Origin of the sequence: Pseudomonas sp. FG1, assembly GCF_034313875.1 — a bacterium.
In the GTDB taxonomy this organism is placed as follows: domain Bacteria; phylum Pseudomonadota; class Gammaproteobacteria; order Pseudomonadales; family Pseudomonadaceae; genus Aquipseudomonas; species Aquipseudomonas veronii.
Genome location: NZ_JAVIWP010000001.1, coordinates 2,790,379 through 2,808,510 on the forward strand (window position 1 = coordinate 2,790,379; position 18,132 = coordinate 2,808,510).

The following is an 18,132-nucleotide window of genomic DNA, read 5'->3' on the forward strand; positions in this document are numbered from 1 at the left end:
TAACACCCTTCTCTTTAAGTTGATCAGTTGGTCGCAGGGGCCAGGTCGGCATCGCCGCTCTGACGGAAAGTGATCAGGGTCACCAGCAGCGCGAGGATCGCCAGGGCCGCGGCGGCCAGGGGCACGCTGGTCAGGCCGAAACCGTGGGCAATCACGCTGCCGCCGACCCAGGCGCCGAGGGCATTGCCGATGTTGAAGGCGCCGATGTTCAAGGTGGACACCAGGTTCGGCGCGGCCTTGCCGAAGGTCACCACGTTGATCTGCAGCGCGGGCACGGCGGCAAACGAGGCGGTGGCCCACAGGAACAAGGTGATTTCGGTCGGGATCACCGCGATGCTGGTCCAGGTCAGCGCGGTGGAGACCACCGCCATGCTGATGAACACGCCGATCAGGGTGGCGGCCAGGCGTCTGTCCGCCAGCTTGCCGCCGATGATGTTGCCCACGGTGAGGCCCAGGCCGATCAGCAGCAGGGTCCAGGTCACGCCCTTGGGCGATACGCCGGTGACGTCGCCGAGCAGCGGCGCGACATACGTGAAGAGGGTGAACATGGACGCGGCGAACAGCGCAGTCATGGTCAGCGACAACCAGATGCCGGCGCCCTTGAGGGCGGCCAGTTCGGCGCGCATGTCGAGTTTTTCTTCATCGCGCTTGGCCGGCAGGAAGCGGATCAGGCCGATCAACGCGATCACGCCGATCACGGTCACCGCCCAGAAGGTCGAGCGCCAGCCGGCTTCCTGGCCCAGCGCCGTACCCAAGGGCACGCCCAGTACGTTGGCCAGGGTCAGGCCGGTGAACATCAAGGCCACGGCGGACGCACGCTTGTTGGCCGGCACCAGGTTGGCGGCGACCACCGAACCGATCCCGAAGAACGCACCGTGGCACAGCGCAGTGACCACGCGGGCAAACATCAGCACGTTGTAGTCGCTGGCCAGGGCGCAGAGCAGGTTGCCGATAATGAAAATGCCCATCAACGCGACCAGCGCGGCCTTGCGTGGCAGCCTGGCGGTGGCCAGCGCCATGAACGGCGCGCCGATGGCCACGCCGAGGGCGTAGCCGGTCACCAGCCAGCCGGCGCCGGGAATCGACACGCCCAAGTCCGCCGCCACATCGGGCAGCAAGCCCATGATGACGAACTCGGTGGTGCCGATGGCGAAGGCGCTCAGGGCGAGGATGAGGAGCGAGAGGGGCATGTGCGTGTCCTTGTTACAGTGGTGCGCGGATTTCAGAACTGAGCTCAGTGATGAGCGCAGTGAGGAAGGCTTGGATCGTTTCCTCGTTGCGTTTGAAAAAGTGCCACTGCCCGGCCTTCTGGCTGCTGATCAATCCCGCCCGTTGCAAGGTCGCCAGGTGGGCCGACACGGTCGACTGGGACAAGCCGCAGCGCTGGTCGATCTGCCCGGCGCAGATGCCGTATTCGTGGTTGTGCAGTTGCTCGGGGAACTGCACTTTCGGGTCTTTCAGCCAAGTGAGGATGTCTCGCCGTACTGGGTGCGCCAGGGCTTTTATTATTTCGTCGAGGTCGATGGACATGGCGGTTGCTCGGTGTCGTAAAGCGTTATATCGCGATGAGGCGAACTTTAAATCGGTATATCTCGATATTCCAATATGATTTCGGTCTTAGGCCAGACTGAATCGGTATATCGGGTTATAACGATGCGTTGACGGCAGTGATAGACTGCACACCATGAATTATCTCGCACATCTGCACCTGGGCGGCCAACTTCCTGCGCAACTGCTGGGCAGCCTGTATGGCGACTTCGTCAAAGGTCGCCTGCAAGGCCAGTTCAGCCCGCCGATCGAAGCGGCCATCCAGTTGCATCGCTCAATCGACCGTTTCACCGACAGCCATCCGCAGGTCGGCGAAGCGTTGTCGCGCTTTAGCCTGACGCGCCGGCGTTATGCCGGGATCGTCCTCGATGTGTTTTTCGATCACTGCCTGGCGCGGGATTGGGCGCTGTATGCCGAGCAGCCCCTGGAACACTTCACCTCCCAGGTGTACCGCGTGCTGGCGGCCGAACCGCAGTTGCCGGGGCGGCTGGCGCAGATTGCGCCGTACATGGCGGCGGATGATTGGCTGGGCTCATACCGCGAGTTCGCGGTGATGGAGCCGGTATTGCGGGGGATCTCGCGGCGCCTTACGCAGCCTGAGGAATTGGGCCATGCGATGCAGGAATTGCGCACGTTATACGAACCGTTGAGTGAAGACTTCCGGCTGTTCTATCCAGAGCTGCAAAAATTTGCCCAAACCCAACTGACCACTGAGATCTGAATGTGGGAGGGAGCTTGCTCCCGATGGCGGTGGTTCAGTCAGCACATGCATTGACTGACACACCGCCATCGGGGGCAAGCCCCCTCCCACATTGTTGACTGTGCTCGCTTCAGGCGGCGAATGCCGGCCGAACCGCAATCTGTTCTGCTTCCGGCAGCGGCCCGAACAACGCCTTCTGCACCGCCTGCTGCGCCTGGAACGCCAGCGCCGCGCGTTCCTGCCCGGCACAGGCAATCGGCGTGAGCACATGGATTTCCACATCGCCCTGGTCGTTGGCAAACAGGCGCATCAGGTGCGAGAGCAAATCGTCATCGCCAATGAACGGCGCCAGCGGGTCCACTTGCCCATCGCGCAGATACCGGATCGCCACCGGTTGCAGCGACACATCCGCCTCGATCGCACTGGCCAGCAGGCGCCCGTGAAAGGTACGCAGGCTGCGCCCGTCGGTGGTGGTGCCTTCGGGGAACATCAGCAGCGGGTGTTGCTGCTCCAGGTGACGGGTCATCTGTTTGCGGATCAGTTGGCTGTCGCCTGAGCCGCGGCGAATAAACAGGCTGCCGGCCTTCGCCGCCAACCAGCCGGCCACCGGCCAGGTGCGGACTTCGGCCTTGGACAAGAACGACATCGGCGTGACCATGCCCAGCAGCGGGATGTCGGTCCAGGACACGTGATTGCTCACCCACAGCATCGGTGTCTGCGGCAATTCACCGTGTACCGTCACGCGAAAGGGCAGGGCGTTGGTCAGCCGCGACATAAAGAACCGCGACCAACGCTGACGGCGCACCATCGAGTTGGCCACTCCCAGGCGCTCGAACACACCGAACACACTGGCCATGCTCAGGCCCAGCGCCACCACCAACAGTACCCGGGCGATCCGCGCGTACACGCGCACGCGGCCCATCACATGGCCGCCTTGAAGTGGCGCGCATAACGCGGGCACAGCTCATCGCGCTTGAGCAGAATGAACACGTCGGCCACCTGGAAATCTTCATCCCAGCACGGCTCGCCGCAGATCTTCGCGCCCAGGCGCATATATGCCTTGAGCAGCGGCGGCATTTCCGCGATGACGTTGGACGGCAGGTCCAGCGCCGGCAGCGGTTTTTTCGGCTCGGCGCGCAGGTGTTCGTTGCACAGGTAGCGTTCGCGCAGGCGCTGCATGATCGCGTGGGCCTGGATGCCGCCATCGTGCATCGGGATACTCGCGCAACCCATCAGGTAGCTGTAGCAGCCCTCGTTGAGCACTTCGGCCAACTCGCCCCACAGCACTGCAATGGTGCCGCCGTTGCGGTAGGCCGGGTCGACGCAGGTGCGGCCGATTTCCAGGATCGGGCCCTGCAAGTGCAGCAGGCCATGCAGGCTGAATTCTTCTTCGCTGTAGAACCGGCCCAGGGTGCTGGCGGCCTGGTGATCGAGCAAACGGGTGGTGGCCACCAGTCGACCGCTGTTCAAATCCCGCACGCCGATGTGGCTGCAGTGAACATCATAGTCATCCATGTCCAGGCCCAGTTCCGCGCCTTTCAGCTTGGCGTTGAACTCGCCGCTGAACACGTTGAACCGCAGGGCCTGTGCTTCTTGCAAAGCCTGGGCGCCGATCAGGCGTTCGGCTTGCAGACGGCGTTCATTGCCGGTGTCGCTGATGCGGGCGATCTGAGTCATGGCGAATCTCCGAGTGCCAGCCACGTTCCGGCCGGTCGACTTGTTTGTCCAAACTCAGGCTATGTAGGCTCGGTGTCATCTCCATGAAGTTACGGTGACGCTTAGATGACAGGCACTTATGTCGCCAATCTGTCATCGGCCTCGGCTAGGCTCGCGGGCTTGAATGCCCCCTTGAGTTCGTGTCCATGGTCAGAGGCTTGTTGTGCGTTGCCCTGTTGTTAGCCACCGTCACCACCCGCGCCGAAACCTGGCCTGACAAAGACTGGGCCAAGGGCACGCCGATCGAAGGTCCCGCTGTCGATGCCCTGAATGCCTATGCGTTTCCCCGGCGTGACGACGCCACGCGCCAAGGCATCCGCACCGACGCGCTGCTGGTGATCCGCGATGGCGAAGTCATCTACGAGCGCTACGCCATGCCCACCACCGCGAGCACGCCGCACCTGACCTGGTCGGTCAGCAAAAGCCTGATGGCCACCGTGCTGGGCGTGGCCTACGGTGAAAGCCGCTTCAAACTGAGCGACCCCGCCGCACGTTTCTACCCGCCGATGAAACAGCATCCAAGCGTGACGATGGCCGACTTGCTGCACTGGGCCTCGGGCCTCGATTGGCAGGAAGATTACGAATATGCCCCGCTGAAATCCTCGGTCGTCGCCATGCTCTACACCCGCGGCCGCGCCGACATGGCGGAGTTCGTCGCCGGCATGCACACCGCCCGCGCGCCGGGCGAGGCCTTCCGTTATTCCAGCGGCGACAGCAACCTGCTCTCCGCCGCGCTCAAGGGCATGCTCGGCCACAAGGCCTACATGAGCTACCCGTGGGATGCGCTGTTCAAGCCGCTGGGCATTCACAACGCCACTTGGGAAACCGATGCCGATGAAACCTTCGTCGCCTCGTCCTACGCCTACCTCACCGCCCGCGACCTGGCGCGCGTCGGCCTGCTGATGGCGCGCGACGGTCGCTGGCGGGAGCAACAACTGGTGCCGAAAGCCTGGGTCGATTTCAATCGGCAACCGTTCGATCACTACAAGGCCGGCCAGGACGAAGCCATGCCCGGCGGCCATTGGTGGCTCAACCGCGCCGTGCAGGGCGCCCCAAGACCCTGGCCCGACGCCCCCGCCGACACCTTCGCCGCCCTCGGCCACTGGGGCCAGGCGCTGTACGTCATGCCCGACGAACACCTGGTGATCGTGCGCTACGGCGATGACCGCGATGACAGCTACCGCCACAATGAACTGCTCAAACGCGTGCTGGCGGCGGTGCAGCCATGATCCGTCGTCGGCCGTTTACCAGTCTTTTCCTGCTGCTGTTGCTCGCCGTGCTGGGCTGGGGCTGGCACGAGCGCGTCAACCTGCAAGCCTTCCCCGACATCATCGCGGCGTATACGGCCAAGGAGTACTGCTCGTGCCGGTATGTGCAGAATAATCCCGCCGAGTATTGCCGGGGGTATGTGAAGCAGTACGTACCGATCAGTGCGTTCACCGATGACCCGGAGCGCAGTGAAGTCAGCGCCAGTGGATTGGGGCGTACCCATACGGCCAGATGGTTGGGCGAACATCAGGGCTGCCGCCTCAACCCCTGACACGTCATCTCCGCGGTGGGGGCGGCTTTGTCAGCTACATTGCGCCCGGCAGGCGGCACAGTTAAGGTTCGTTCAGGTTTTCCGCCCCACGAGTCTTTAATGTTCAACGCGTCTGTCATCAAACCCCTGGCCTTCGCCCTGCTGGCCGCCGCCGCCGTGCCTGCCCACGCGGACTGGTACCTGGACAACGAGTCCTCGCGGCTGTCGTTCGTCACCACCAAAAACACCGAGATTGCCGAGGTGCAGCGCTTCCTGGTGCTGCACGGCAAGGTCGACCGCAACGGTGCGGCGCAGGTGGAAGTGGAGTTGGAGTCGGTCAACAGCGGCATCCCGCTGCGCGATGAGCGCATGCGCAATCAACTGTTCGAGATCAAGACCTTCCCCGAAGCGCTAATCAGCACGCAGATCAACCTGCAACCGATCAACGACCTGGCCCCCGGCGCGCAGTTGGAGTTGCGCCTGCCATTGAGCGTCACGCTGCATGGCAAGACCCACACCTACAACGCCGAGCTGTTGGCCACGCGCCTGGATGATCGGCGTTTCCAGGTGGTGACCCTGGAACCGCTGGTGTTGCGCGCCGAGGATTTTGAGCTGGTGCCGGGTGTGACGGCGTTGCGCAACGCGGCTGGGCTGGCGTCGATCAGTTTGGCGGTGCCGGTGGGTGCGGTACTGATCTTTACGGCGCGCTGACATGAGCGGCGCAGTGTTCCCGTGGCGCAGCGCCAACCGTTTCGAGTTGTTGATCGACGGGCCGAGCTTTTTTCCGCAAATGCTGGTGGACATTGCCCGGGCAGAGCATCAGGTGGATCTGGAGTTATACCTGGTGGAAGCCGGCGCCTGCGCCGAAGTCTTGGTGCAGGCGCTGGCGCAGGCGGCTGAGCGGGGCGTGCGGGTGCGCTGTCTGTTCGATGATTACGGCAGCCTGGCGTTCGCCCTCAGGTTGCGTAAGCGCCTGACCGACGCCGGTGTGGAACTGCGCTTTTACAATCGCCTGGAATGGCGGCGCTGGATGGGCAACCTGTACCGCGACCACCGCAAATTATTGCTGGTCGATCAAGGCATCGCCGTGGTCGGCGGCACCGGCGTCACCGATGAGTTCTGGACACCGGGGCAGGACAGCGCCGACTGGCATGAAGTGATGGTGCAGATCGACGGCCCGCTGGTGCTCGACTGGCAAGCGCTGTTCGACCGGCAATGGTTGGCCAACGACGACCGCCGCGCCTGGAAACCGGCCACCCATTTCGGCTTGCCGCACTTGCCCAAAGTACCGCCGACCGGGTCTGGTCTCGGCCGTGTGGCCTATGCCGACGCGCGCCAGCACCGCGATATTCTGCACTCGCTGATCCGCGCGCTGAGCAGCGGCCACCGGCGCATCTGGTTGGCGACCCCGTATTTCCTGCCCACCTGGGGCGTGCGTCGGGCCTTGCGCCGGGCGGCGGGGCGCGGCGTGGACGTGCGCTTGCTGCTGACCGGCCCGCGTACCGATCACCCGTCCGTGCGCTACGCCGGGCACCGTTATTACCCGCGTTTGCTGCGCTCGGGTGTGCAGATCTTTGAATACCAGCCGTGCTTCCTGCACCTGAAGATGGTCTTGGTGGACGATTGGGTCAGCATTGGCTCGTGCAACTTCGACCACTGGAATTTGCGCTTCAACCTGGAAGCCAACCTCGAAGCGTTGGACCCTGCGCTGACGCTGGCCGTGGCCGGCAGTTTCGAACGGGATTTTGCCCAGAGCCAGGCGGTGAGCCTGGAGGCATGGAAGTCGCGGCCGTTGTGGCGGCGGGTGAAGCAGCGGGTGTGGGGGTGGATTGATCGGTTGGTGGTGAACCTGCTCAATCGACGCGGCTGACGCGCTCAACTCGCCCAACGCGCTCAACTCGCTTAACTCGCTCAACGCGCTCAACGCGCTCAACGCGCTCAACGCGCTTAATTCGCTCAATTCGCTTAACTGTAGGAGCGAGCTTGCTCGCGAAAAACCTGAGAACAACGCGTTCATTCAGCATGAGCGCGTCATCGTTAACGGTCTTCGCGAGCAAGCTCGCTCCTACAGAGGGCGGGGGCGGGCGTTAGAGCAGCTCGAAGGTCTGCTGCTGCACATCCTGGGAGTCCAAGCCGATCTGCACATTGAACTCACCCGGTTCCGCCGCGAACTTGAGCTGGCTGTTGTAGAACTTCAAGTCCTCTTCGGTAATGGTGAAGTGCAACGTGCGCTCTTCGCCGGCCTTGAGCATGACTTTCTGGAAGTTCTTCAGCTCCTTGATCGGGCGGATCATCGAGCCGGCCACGTCCTGGATATACAGCTGCACCACGGTTTCGCCGTCGACCTTGCCGGTGTTTTTCACGGTGACGCTGGCGTCGAGCTTACCGCTCTTGTTCAGGGTGGTGGACGACAGCGCCATGTCCGACAGGCTGAACGTGGTGTAGCTCAAGCCATAGCCGAACGGGAACAGCGGCCCGGTGGTGTCATCGAAGTACTGCGAGGTGTAGTTGCCCGGCTTGCCTGGGGTAAACGGCCGGCCGATGGTCAGGTGGTTGTAGTAGGTCGGAATCTGCCCCACCGAACGTGGGAACGTGATCGGCAGCTTACCCGACGGGTTGTAGTCACCGAACAGCACGTCGGCGATGGCGTTGCCGCCTTCGGTGCCGGCGAACCAGGTTTCCAGGATCGCGTCGGCTTGCTGGTTTTCTTCGAGAATCGACAGCGGACGGCCGTTCATCAGCACCAGCACCAGTGGCTTGCCGGTGGCTTTGAGGGCCTTGATCAGGTCGCGCTGGCTTTGCGGGATGTTCAGGTCGGTGCGGCTGGATGATTCGTGGGACATGCCACGGGACTCGCCCACGGCAGCGACCACCACATCGGCATCCTTGGCGGCCTTGACCGCTTCGTCGATCATCACCTGGGCCGGGCGGGTGTCATCCACCACTTCCGGGGCATCGAAGTTGAGGAAGTTGAGGTAGTCGACCACGGCCTTGTCGTTGGTGATGTTGGCGCCACGGGCATAGATGATCTTGCCCTTTTCACCGATCACCGCGTTGAGGCCGTCGAGCAGGGTCACCGATTGTGCCGGCTTACCGGCGGCGGCCCAGCTGCCCATCATGTCGATGGGGGCCTTGGCCAGTGGGCCGACCAGGGCGATGGTCGCGGATTTTTTCAGCGGCAGGGTGTCGTTCTGGTTCTTCAGCAGGACCATGCTGCGGCGTGCTATGTCACGTGCATCGGCGCGGTGCAGACGGCTTTCGGCGTTGGTGTCGGCCGGGTCGTCCTCGGCCTTGCCGATGCGCAGGTACGGGTCTTTGAACAGGCCCATGTCGTACTTGGCGCCGAGCACTTCACGCACGGCGTTGTCGATGTCGCTCTGCTCGATCTCGCCGGACTTGAGCAGCCCCGGCAATTCCTTGCCATACAGCGAGTCGTTCATGCTCATGTCGATGCCGGCCTTGATCGCCAGCTTGGCGGCTTCACGCCCGTCCTTGGCCACGCCGTGCTTGATCAGCTCGAAGATCGCGCCGTGGTCGCTGACGGCCAGGCCCTTGAAGCCCCAGTCCTTGCGCAGCAGGTCGTTCATCAGCCAGGTGTTGGCGGTGGCGGGCACGCCGTTGATCGAGTTGAGCGCGACCATCACACCGCCGGCACCGGCCTTGATCGCCGCGTGGTAGGGCGGCAGGTAGTCCTGGTACATCTTGACCGGGCTCATGTCGACCACGTTGTAGTCGCGACCGCCTTCCACCGCACCGTACAGGGCGAAGTGCTTGACGCTGGCCATGATGCTGTCGGCATTCGCCGCGCTGCTGCCCTGGAAGGCCTTGACCATCACTTCGGCGATGCGCGACACCAGGTAGGTGTCTTCACCGAAGCCTTCGGAGGTGCGGCCCCAGCGCGGGTCGCGGGAGATGTCGACCATCGGCGCAAAGGTGATGTCGAGGCTGTCGGCTGCAGCTTCCTGGGCAGCAATGCGCCCGGAGCGCCCGATGGCGTTCATGTCCCAGCTGGACGCCAGGGCCAGGCTGATCGGGAAAATCGTGCGGTGGCCGTGGATCACGTCGTAGGCGAAGAACATCGGGATCTTCAACCGGCTGCGCATGGCCGCGTCCTGCATCGGACGGTTTTCCGGGCGGGTGATAGAGTTGAAGGTGCCACCGATGCGGCCGGCGGCGATTTCCTTGCGGATCAGCTCGCGGGGCATTTCCGGGCCGATGCTGATCAGGCGCAATTGGCCGATCTTTTCATCGAGGGTCATCTGCTTGAGCAGGTCGCTGACGAAGGCGTCCTTGTCTTTAAGCGCAGCAGGCTTTGTTTCTGCCCAGACGGGGTGGGTGGCCAGAGTGGCAACAAGGCCGAGCAAACACAGCTTCTTCATGAATATCCTTTTTCGGCGCACTGCACAGCGGTTAGGCTGATCGGCCAAAATGTGGGGAGCGTCTATTGTTGTTCGGGTGTCGTTCAGAAAAATGCAGCACACTCTGAACTCTTTATCGCGCTGGGCATCTTTTTAGCTGATTGGCTCGATGCATTCCAGTAGTGGGGGCGGATTATGCCCCATGTGCGCGGTTTATAGGGCGAGTCGTCAAATTCCATCAAGGTTGGGCAGGAGAAACACCATGCAAGCAGCACAAGGTTACCGCTGGGGCTTGAAGGCCGCGGCTTTGCTATTGATCAGCACAGTGCTGAGCGGTTGTGGCATCAACACCATTCCGACCCTGGATGAACAGGCCAAGGCGGCCTGGGGCCAGGTGCAGAACCAGTATCAACGGCGTGCCGACCTGATCCCCAACCTGGTGGAAGTGGTCAAGGGTTACGCAACCCATGAACAAGACACCCTCACCGCGGTGATTGAAGCGCGGGCCAAGGCCACGTCGATCCAGGTCGATGCCAGCACCCTCGACAACCCGGAAAAACTCAAGCAGTTCCAGCAAGCCCAGGACGGGTTGAGCAGTGCGCTCAGCCGCTTGATGGTGGTGTCCGAGCGCTACCCGGACCTGAAGGCCAACCAGAACTTCCTGGCCCTGCAGTCGCAACTGGAAGGCACGGAAAACCGTATCGCCGTGGCGCGTCGCGACTTTATCCAGGCGGTGCAGGCATACAACACCGAGATCCGCACGTTCCCGGGGCGCCTGTGGCACAGCGTGATGTACAGCGATCTGCCGATCCGCGCCACGTTTGAAGCCACCACTGCCGATGCCGATAAAGCGCCGCAAGTGAAGTTCAAATAAAGCTGCATTGAGGTGTCGATGCGTTTATTACGGATAGGCCTGGCGCTGTGGCTGTTGGCCTGCGCGGGCGTGGCCCAGGCGGCGTTGACCTTCCCGGCATTGACCGGGCGGGTGGTGGACACCGCGCAGATGATCGACCCGGCGGTGCGCGAGCAGTTGACCCAGCAATTGCAGGCGCTGGAGCAAAGCCGTGGCGACCAGATTGTGGTGGTCACCGTGCCTGACCTGCAGGGCGTGCCGATTGAAGACTACGGTTATCAGTTGGGGCGCCAGTGGGGCATCGGCCAGAAGGGCAAGGACAACGGTGCGCTGTTGATCGTCGCCCGCGATGAGCGAAAATTGCGCATCGAGGTCGGTTATGGCCTGGAAGGCACGCTGACCGATGCACAGTCGTGGGTGATCATCAATCAGGTGATTGCGCCCAAGTTCAAGGCCGGCAAGTTCAGCCAGGGCATCAGCGACGGCGTCGCCGCGATGATCCAGGTGGTGGGCGGCGAGCCGCTGGCGGTGCCGGCCCATGTGGCGGATGCCAACTTCGCCAAGGATAATCCGGGGTTTTCCATCGGTTTGTTTATCCTGCTGATCGGCGTGTTGTGGCTGTGCAATCGCCTGGGCCTGCCGGTGTGGGCGATTCTGTTGGCGATTCTCAGCAGCAGCGGCCGAGGCGGCCGGGACGGTGGCGGTGGCGGCGGTTTTCGCGGCGGCGGTGGCGGTTTCGGCGGTGGCGGGGCTTCGGGCGGCTGGTGATGACAATAACTAAAAACGAGCGTTTACAACCATGGCACTACTGACTGAACACGAACAACGCCAGGTCGCCGAAGCGATCGCCCGGGTCGAGCGACAGACCGACGCCGAGCTGGTGACCGTGCTGGCCGCGCGTGCCGACGATTACGCCTACATCCCATTGCTGTGGGCCAGCCTGATCGCGTTGGTGGTGCCGGGGGTGGTGCATTACTTCTCGGGCTACCTGAGCATGTACACCTTGTTGTTGGCGCAGTGGTCGACGTTTATCGTGCTGTGCCTGGTGTTTCGCCTGCCCAAGGTCACCACGCGGCTGATCCCCCGCTCGGTGCGCCACTGGCGCGCGTCGAACCTGGCGCGGCGTCAGTTCCTCGAGCAGAACCTGCACCACACGCTGGGCGGCACCGGGGTGTTGATTTTTGTCAGCGAGGCCGAGCGCTATGTGGAGATCCTGGTGGATGACGGGATTTCCAAACGCCTGGATGACAGCAGTTGGGATGGTATCGTCAAGGCGTTTACCCAGCAGGTGAAACAGGGCCAGACGTTGGCCGGGTTCATTGCCTGCATCGAAGCCTGCGGTGAGTTGCTCAAGGTGCATGTGCCGCTGACGCACGCGCGCAATGAGTTGCCCAATCGCCTGATCGTGCTCGAATAACCCAACCAGTGCCGAACCCAATGTGGGAGGGGGCTTGCCCCCGATAGCGGTGCATCAGCTGCAGATGAGCTGACTGACACACTGCCATCGGGGGCAAGCCCCCTCCCACATTTGGATCTGCGGTGGGGCCCCCAATCTTACCGTTGATCAAATAACCCCGTGCCCTCAGCCCCCATCCCCCCTAAAATGCCCGGCATTCCCAGCCCGAGGCGTTTTTGTTCATGTCCGTCACCGCTCAACCTGCCCGCCCTGCGCCGGATCATCACGCCCAGTTCATCGAACTGCTCAGCGCAAGCCTTGCGCACAACGCCTTTATCAAACTGGTGCTGGCCAAGTACGTCGGTGAGGAAGCCGAGCTGCAACGGCTGATCATCAAGGCGGTGACGGTCAAGGAGCAGCCCTGCCTGTCCTTCGTCTACCGCTACAAAACCCGCGACATCACCAAAAACCTCCCGGTGGCCGACGGTGTGGCGGCGATTGCCGAGTTGTTGCCGACCTCGTTCAAGAACGCACACTTGCTGGCGCTGACCGACGAAGCCCAGCTGGAATACAGCAAGAAGAACAAAAGCTCGCTGTTCAAAAGCAAGCCGCAGCAATTGCGTGAGGCGCCGTCGGCCGAGCACAACCGCGAGAAGAACCGCTTCCTCGACCTGAGCCGGCCGTTCCTCGCCGACCTGGGCGTGACCGACGCCAAGCACGCGCTGATCCCGTCGATGTCGCGCAAGTGGAAGCAGATCAACAAGTTCATCGAAGTGTTCAGCCATGCGCTGATCGCGTCCCCGCTGAGGCTGGACCAACCGGTGCGCGTCGCTGATTTCGGCTCGGGCAAGGGCTACCTGACTTTCGCCATCCACGACTACCTGCGCAACACCCTCAATGTCGAGGCCGAGGTCACCGGTGTTGAACTGCGCGAAGACATGGTCAGCTTGTGCAACGCCGCCGCCGCCCGCCTCGAACACCCGGGGCTGGTGTTCACCTGCGGCGACGTGCGCAGCGTCGCGCCCAGCGAGCTGGACGTGATGATCGCCCTGCATGCCTGCGACATCGCCACCGATTATGCGATCCACACCGGTATCCGTTCCGGCGCGTCGATCATCATGTGCTCGCCGTGCTGCCACAAACAGATCCGCCTGCAGATCCAGAGCCCGGTGCTGTTGAAGCCGATGCTGCAATACGGTTTGCACCTGGGCCAGCAGGCGGAAATGGTCACCGACAGCCTGCGCGCGTTGTTCCTGGAGGCTTGCGGTTATGAGACCAAGGTGTTCGAGTTCATCTCTCTGGAACACACCAACAAGAACAAGATGATCCTTGCGGTGAAACGCGCCGAACCGGTGGACAACGCGCAGCTACTGGACAAGATTCAGGCACTCAAGGACTTCTATCACATCACCGAGCACTGCCTGGAAACCCTGTTGCGCTCCGACGGTTACCTCGGCTGAACACGAAGCCCCCTCCCTCCGTTAAATCGCATTGGCCTTTGTAATTGGCGCGGGCTGCACCGCAGTCTTGCGCCCCAGCATCACCGTCACGATCACCCCGCAGGCGAACAGCCAGGTGATCGGCTCGATGTGTTCACCAAAGAACAACGCCGAAAACGCGATGGTGAAGAAGATCTGCAACAGCTGAATCTGGCTGACCCGCGCAATGCCGCCCATGGCCAACCCGGCGTACCACGCAAAGAATCCCAGGAACTGCGAGAACAGCGACACATAACCGAACGCCCACCAGGTGCCCATGGAAATCGCGCCTTGATGCTGCACCGCCAGGTAAGCCACCGGGCCGATCAACAGCGGCGTCGACAGCACCAGCGCCCAGCAGATCACCTGCCAGCCGCCCATCTCCTTGGCCAAGCGCCCACCTTCGGCATAACCCAGGCCGCCCACGGCAATCGCGCCGAGCATCAACAGATCCCCCGCTTGAATACTGCCGGCACCGCTGATCAACGCATAACTCAGTACCAGCGCGCTGCCCAAGGCGGCGCAGGCCCAGAAGGCTTTCGACGGCCGTTCATGGGACAGCCACGCGGCGTACAGCGCCACGCACAAGGGTTGCAGGCCATTGACCAGCGCGCCGTGGGACGCTGGCAGCGTCTGCATCGCCCACGCCGACAACACCGGAAAGCCCAAGATCACCCCGGCAATCACCAGGCACAAGCCGCGTACCTGGCGCCAGCTCGGCCAGCGCTCGCGGCGCCACAGCAACAGCGCCGCCGCCGGGATCGCGGCGAACAACGCACGGCCCAGACCGTTGAGCAGCGGGTGGATTTCCTGCACCACGATACGCGTGAAGGGCAGGGTCAGGCTGAAGATGATGACGCCCAGCAGGCCGAGGGCCATGCCGGTGTTTTCGCGCGAGCTCATGGCGGGAACCGGAATCGAGTGGTCGGAAGTGGACGATCATCTAGCCACAACCTCCGCGAATCGGGGGTCTACAGCTGGGTGCGGATTGATCCGTACAGTTGTAGTAGCGGGGGATTACCCGGCCCGTCGGCACGCGTCTATCTTGGCTACTCTTGTCTGCCCAACCGTTGAACTGGAGGAATGCCCCATGGCTGCGAAAAAGATCCTGATGCTGGTCGGCGATTATGTCGAAGACTATGAAGTGATGGTGCCCTTCCAGGCGCTGCTGATGGTCGGTCATATCGTCCACGCGGTGTGCCCCGACAAGTCGGCCGGCGAGACCGTGCGAACCGCGATCCATGACTTTGAAGGCGATCAGACCTACAGCGAAAAGCCCGGTCACCTGTTCGCCCTGAATGCGGATTTCGCCCAGGTCGAAGCCGCCGACTACGATGCGCTGCTGGTGCCCGGTGGTCGTGCGCCGGAATACCTGCGCCTGAATGAAAAAGTCCTGCGACTGGTGCGCGCCTTCGATCAAGCCGGCAAGCCGATTGCTGCGGTGTGCCATGGCGCGCAACTGCTGGCGGCGGCCGGTATCCTCGCCGGTCGCGAGTGCAGTGCCTACCCGGCCTGCGCCCCGGAAGTGCGCCTGGCGGGCGGTTCGTTCATCGATATTCCAGTGACCCACAGCCACGTTCAAGGCAATCTGGCCACGGCGCCGGCCTGGCCGGCGCACCCAAGCTGGCTGGCCGGGTTCCTCGGCCTGCTGGGCACGACAATCACCTTGTAAGCAACGGAGGTCATCGCCATGTGCGAGCTGTACGTCAAGGCCGACCCGATTCTCTATGAGTCTCGCTCGCGCTCCCTGCGCATCTGCGGCGTCGTCACCACCGTGCGCCTGGAGAACCAGTTCTGGGACATCCTCAGCGAAATCGCTAGCGTGGATGGCATGACCACCAATCAACTGATCACCAAGCTGTACGAGGAAGTCATGGACTACCGCGGCGAGGTGGTCAATTTTGCCTCGTTTCTGCGCGTCAGCTGTACCCGCTACTTGAGCAAGCAGCGCACACCGACGGCCGAGTTGAGCCTGGTGCGCAACCGCTAGGTCGCTGTCAGAAGAACCGTGTCACGCTGATCTTCGCGTCGCGCCCCTTGGTGTAGGCACGGTCGCCGCTCAGCGCCGGACGGAAGTTGTTGTTGAACAGGTTGTCCACGGTGAAGTTCACCACGGTGCCTTTCAGGTAAGCCTGTTGCGGCGCCCATTTGGCGAACAGGCCCTGGGTGTTGTAGCGCTTGTTGCCGTACTGGTCGTAGAACAAGTCGCCGACGCCGGAGCCGGGGCCGCCGGAGTATTTATCGCTGGGCAGGCGATCGGTCGCGCCGATGAATTGCCCCATCCATCCCACCTGGGCATCCCAGGCCGGGATGTGGGTGCCCATGACCAGCACCCATTTGGTCGGTGGAATGTCGCGGGCCGACACATCCGGGCCCCATGGGTTGGTGTAGGCGCCTTCGTGCTTGCCGGTGGCGTAGGCGAACGATACCGAGCCGAACAGGTAGGTGGAGTTATAGAACGATTCCAGCTCGAAACCCTTGATGGTCAGGCCGCCGATGTTGCGGTAATTGGACCTCGGCCCCGGCGGGCACGCGGTGGCGATGGTGCCGCCGTTGATAGCCTGGTTCTGGCAGCCCACGCCCGTGGCCTTGAAGATTTCGTCTTCGACTTTGTTGTGGAACAGGGTGGTACGCAGTTGCAGGTTATCGTCCTGGGCGATCAGGTTGTCGAAGCGGGTGATGTTGCCCACGGTGATCGAGGTGATGCGCTCGGGGTCGAGGTCGACGCTGGTGGCGGTGCGGCTGCCCAGGCCCTGCACTTCGTACTGTTCGTCGATCACCGGGGCGCGCCAGGTCTGGCTCCAGTTGGCGAACAGGGCGACGTTCGGAGTGACGGTCCAGAACAGCGCGAGGCGCGGCGACCAGCCGGTGTAGGTGCGATCGCTGTAGTCGTGGCCGACGGCCGGGTCGGGGTTGCTGTAGTACGGCGCATCGTTGGCCTCGCCGCGGTTGCGCACATGGTCGTAGCGCAGCGATGGCGTGACGGTCACGTCGCCCAGGGTCAGCGCATCCTGGATGAAGAAGCTGTTGGTATCCACCTTGCCATGGGGCATGAAGCTCGGCTGGAAATGCCCATAGTTATAGTGCGGCGTGTTGTAGGTGGCGCTGGGCATCCACATCTCGGTTTCGCGGGTGTGCTTGCGGATTTGCCCGCCGACCGTCAGCGCGTGTTGCAACGGCCCGGTGTCGAACAGGCTGACGTTGCGGATGTCGAGATGTTTGTCGGTGTAGGCCGTGTCCATTTTGCGCCCGCCGGTGGCCAGCTGGAAAAACGCGGTGGCGTCGCGCTCGTCGGTCTGCTGGGTGTCGGACTGTGAATATTTGACGGTCAGGTCCACCAGCGGGTTGTCCAGGGGCTGGTATTCATACTTGCCCGACCAAGTGGTGTCGAGCGTGTCGCGGTTGGCCAGGAAACGTTTCAACGCGCCTTCGTAGCCGTAGCGGTCGATGTTGGCCTGGGTCGGTGGCGTCGGGTAGCTCGCGGCGGAAAACGGCGTCCACCGGTTGCTGCGGGCGCTCGAGTAAGACAGGCCGACACTGTGCTCATCGGTGAAGTGCGCGTTGACCTTGAACAGCTTGCCGTCCACATCCTGGGCGGTGTTGGGCAGGCGCTGGAGGTTGATCGGGTACTGGTTGTTCTCGTTGGGCAACTTGGCGGCCACCTTCATGTCGCCGCCGTCGCGCTGGGTCAGGTAGGCCAGGGCTTCGAACCGGCCGTCGTCGGTGCGGCCATACACGGCGCTGCTGTAGACCTGTTCGTGGTCGTTGCTGGAATAACCGTACTTGAGCATCGCGCCGCTGTTGCGGCCGTCCTTGAGCAGGTCCGGGGCATCCTTGGTGGTCATGTTCACCGTGCCGCCAAAACCGCCGTTGCCGCTGAACGGTGAGTTGGGGCCTTTCTCCACTTCGATGCTCTTGATCAGCTCGGGCTCGATGAACACCGTGCCTTGCTGGTAGCGCTCGAAGCCGCTCTTGGTGGCGCCGTCGACGGTCAGCGGGACGTCTTCGGCGTCACCGAAACCGCGGATGTTGATGGTCTGGCCGCCGGGTTTGAGCGAACCGCCCTGGCTGATCCCAGGCAACGTCTGCAGCAGGCTGGGGATGTTGTTGGCCTGGTAGCGGTCGATGTCCGCCTGGCTCAGGGTCGAGCGGCCGACGGTGCTGGAGTCGACTTGATTGCCGGTGCCGATCACGCTCAAGGCGTCCAGCTGGATCGCGCCGCTGCTGGTGGTCTTGCCCTCATCGGGGCGCACGACGTAGGTGCTGCCGACCTTGATCAGGGTGAACGCGCCATTGTTCAGCAGGGTACGAATTGCCACTTCTGCGGTGAAGTCACCGTCGAGCGCCGGCGCCTGGACGTTCTTGAGCTGCTTTTCATCGAACAGCAGCTGGATTTTCGCCTGTTGCGCGACCTGGCTCAGGGACGTGGCCAACGCCTGGGCGGGCAGTTGCAGCGTGAACGACTGCGCATGGGCGCTGAGGCTGAAGGCCAGGCATGTCGCCATTAGGCTCGGTCGAAAAAGCAGGTGCGAAGCGTGGCAAGGCGCGCGAAACATGAAATCCC

At 62.8% G+C, this 18,132-nt stretch carries 18 protein-coding genes; 11 read left to right on the forward strand and 7 right to left on the reverse strand.

Features of this window, described 5'->3' with window-relative positions:
- Nucleotides 1–23: 23 nt before the first annotated feature.
- On the reverse strand, nucleotides 24–1,190 hold the full coding sequence (locus tag RGV59_RS12810; protein WP_102618808.1) for an MFS transporter: 1,167 nt from the start codon (nucleotides 1,188–1,190) through the stop codon (nucleotides 24–26).
- Between the two features lie 13 nt (nucleotides 1,191–1,203).
- Nucleotides 1,204–1,530, reverse strand: coding sequence for an ArsR/SmtB family transcription factor (locus RGV59_RS12815; protein ID WP_017844838.1), 327 nt, complete (start codon nucleotides 1,528–1,530; stop codon nucleotides 1,204–1,206).
- A gap of 154 nt (nucleotides 1,531–1,684) precedes the next feature.
- Between RGV59_RS12815 and RGV59_RS12820 the strand changes: the two genes are divergently transcribed.
- The gene (locus RGV59_RS12820; RefSeq protein ID WP_017844839.1) at nucleotides 1,685–2,269 is read left to right on the forward strand and encodes an ACP phosphodiesterase; all 585 of its coding nucleotides are present in this window, start codon (nucleotides 1,685–1,687) and stop codon (nucleotides 2,267–2,269) included.
- 109 nt (nucleotides 2,270–2,378) lie between these two features.
- Here RGV59_RS12820 and RGV59_RS12825 read toward each other — a convergent pair whose 3' ends face one another.
- Together RGV59_RS12825 and olsB are read right to left on the reverse strand one after the other, a co-directional pair.
- The gene (locus tag RGV59_RS12825) at nucleotides 2,379–3,170 is read right to left on the reverse strand and encodes a lysophospholipid acyltransferase family protein (RefSeq protein WP_057004749.1); all 792 of its coding nucleotides are present in this window, start codon (nucleotides 3,168–3,170) and stop codon (nucleotides 2,379–2,381) included.
- Nucleotides 3,170–3,925, reverse strand: a complete 756-nt coding sequence (gene olsB / locus RGV59_RS12830; protein ID WP_017844841.1) for an L-ornithine N(alpha)-acyltransferase — start codon at nucleotides 3,923–3,925, stop codon at nucleotides 3,170–3,172. The genes RGV59_RS12825 and olsB overlap by 1 nt, the downstream gene beginning before the upstream one ends.
- A gap of 185 nt (nucleotides 3,926–4,110) precedes the next feature.
- Here olsB and RGV59_RS12835 point away from each other — a divergent pair, with 185 nt between their 5' ends.
- The 4 genes from RGV59_RS12835 (at nucleotide 4,111) to RGV59_RS12850 (ending at nucleotide 7,353) form a co-directional block, all read left to right on the forward strand.
- Nucleotides 4,111–5,193 (forward strand): serine hydrolase domain-containing protein, encoded by a 1,083-nt coding sequence (locus RGV59_RS12835; protein WP_046384412.1) that lies wholly within the window; start codon nucleotides 4,111–4,113, stop codon nucleotides 5,191–5,193.
- Nucleotides 5,190–5,504: a hypothetical protein gene (locus tag RGV59_RS12840; protein WP_017844843.1), complete on the forward strand. Its 315-nt coding sequence runs from the start codon at nucleotides 5,190–5,192 to the stop codon at nucleotides 5,502–5,504. The genes RGV59_RS12835 and RGV59_RS12840 overlap by 4 nt, the downstream gene beginning before the upstream one ends.
- Nucleotides 5,505–5,603: 99 nt before the next feature.
- Entirely contained in the window at nucleotides 5,604–6,194 is a 591-nt protein-coding gene (locus tag RGV59_RS12845; protein WP_017844844.1) for a YceI family protein, read from the forward strand.
- A gap of 1 nt (nucleotide 6,195) precedes the next feature.
- Nucleotides 6,196–7,353 (forward strand): phospholipase D-like domain-containing protein, encoded by a 1,158-nt coding sequence (locus RGV59_RS12850; protein ID WP_102618806.1) that lies wholly within the window; start codon nucleotides 6,196–6,198, stop codon nucleotides 7,351–7,353.
- A gap of 217 nt (nucleotides 7,354–7,570) precedes the next feature.
- On the opposite strand, the gene bglX is transcribed toward RGV59_RS12850, so the two are convergent.
- Nucleotides 7,571–9,862 (reverse strand): beta-glucosidase BglX, encoded by a 2,292-nt coding sequence (gene bglX / locus RGV59_RS12855; RefSeq protein WP_046384409.1) that lies wholly within the window; start codon nucleotides 9,860–9,862, stop codon nucleotides 7,571–7,573.
- A gap of 241 nt (nucleotides 9,863–10,103) precedes the next feature.
- Between bglX and RGV59_RS12860 the strand changes: the two genes are divergently transcribed.
- From RGV59_RS12860 to RGV59_RS12875, 4 genes are all read left to right on the forward strand, one after another.
- The gene (locus RGV59_RS12860) at nucleotides 10,104–10,715 is read left to right on the forward strand and encodes a LemA family protein (protein WP_017844848.1); all 612 of its coding nucleotides are present in this window, start codon (nucleotides 10,104–10,106) and stop codon (nucleotides 10,713–10,715) included.
- 18 nt (nucleotides 10,716–10,733) lie between these two features.
- Nucleotides 10,734–11,462: a TPM domain-containing protein gene (locus RGV59_RS12865; protein ID WP_017844849.1), complete on the forward strand. Its 729-nt coding sequence runs from the start codon at nucleotides 10,734–10,736 to the stop codon at nucleotides 11,460–11,462.
- Nucleotides 11,463–11,493: 31 nt separating this feature from the next.
- Nucleotides 11,494–12,111, forward strand: coding sequence for a TPM domain-containing protein (locus tag RGV59_RS12870; RefSeq protein ID WP_046490279.1), 618 nt, complete (start codon nucleotides 11,494–11,496; stop codon nucleotides 12,109–12,111).
- Nucleotides 12,112–12,332: 221 nt separating this feature from the next.
- Nucleotides 12,333–13,550: a class I SAM-dependent methyltransferase gene (locus RGV59_RS12875; protein ID WP_126585684.1), complete on the forward strand. Its 1,218-nt coding sequence runs from the start codon at nucleotides 12,333–12,335 to the stop codon at nucleotides 13,548–13,550.
- Nucleotides 13,551–13,571: 21 nt separating this feature from the next.
- Here RGV59_RS12875 and RGV59_RS12880 read toward each other — a convergent pair whose 3' ends face one another.
- A complete protein-coding gene (locus tag RGV59_RS12880) occupies nucleotides 13,572–14,471 on the reverse strand; it encodes a DMT family transporter (RefSeq protein WP_046384404.1) in 900 nt (299 codons plus the stop codon).
- Between the two features lie 187 nt (nucleotides 14,472–14,658).
- On the opposite strand from RGV59_RS12880, the gene RGV59_RS12885 reads away from it, so the two are divergent.
- Nucleotides 14,659–15,240 (forward strand): DJ-1/PfpI family protein, encoded by a 582-nt coding sequence (locus tag RGV59_RS12885; RefSeq protein ID WP_102618437.1) that lies wholly within the window; start codon nucleotides 14,659–14,661, stop codon nucleotides 15,238–15,240.
- A gap of 18 nt (nucleotides 15,241–15,258) precedes the next feature.
- On the forward strand, nucleotides 15,259–15,558 hold the full coding sequence (locus RGV59_RS12890) for a ribbon-helix-helix domain-containing protein (RefSeq protein WP_017844854.1): 300 nt from the start codon (nucleotides 15,259–15,261) through the stop codon (nucleotides 15,556–15,558).
- A 7-nt stretch (nucleotides 15,559–15,565) separates the two neighbouring features.
- On the opposite strand, the gene RGV59_RS12895 is transcribed toward RGV59_RS12890, so the two are convergent.
- Entirely contained in the window at nucleotides 15,566–18,124 is a 2,559-nt protein-coding gene (locus RGV59_RS12895) for a TonB-dependent receptor (protein ID WP_126585685.1), read from the reverse strand.
- Nucleotides 18,125–18,132: the final 8 nt, after the last annotated feature.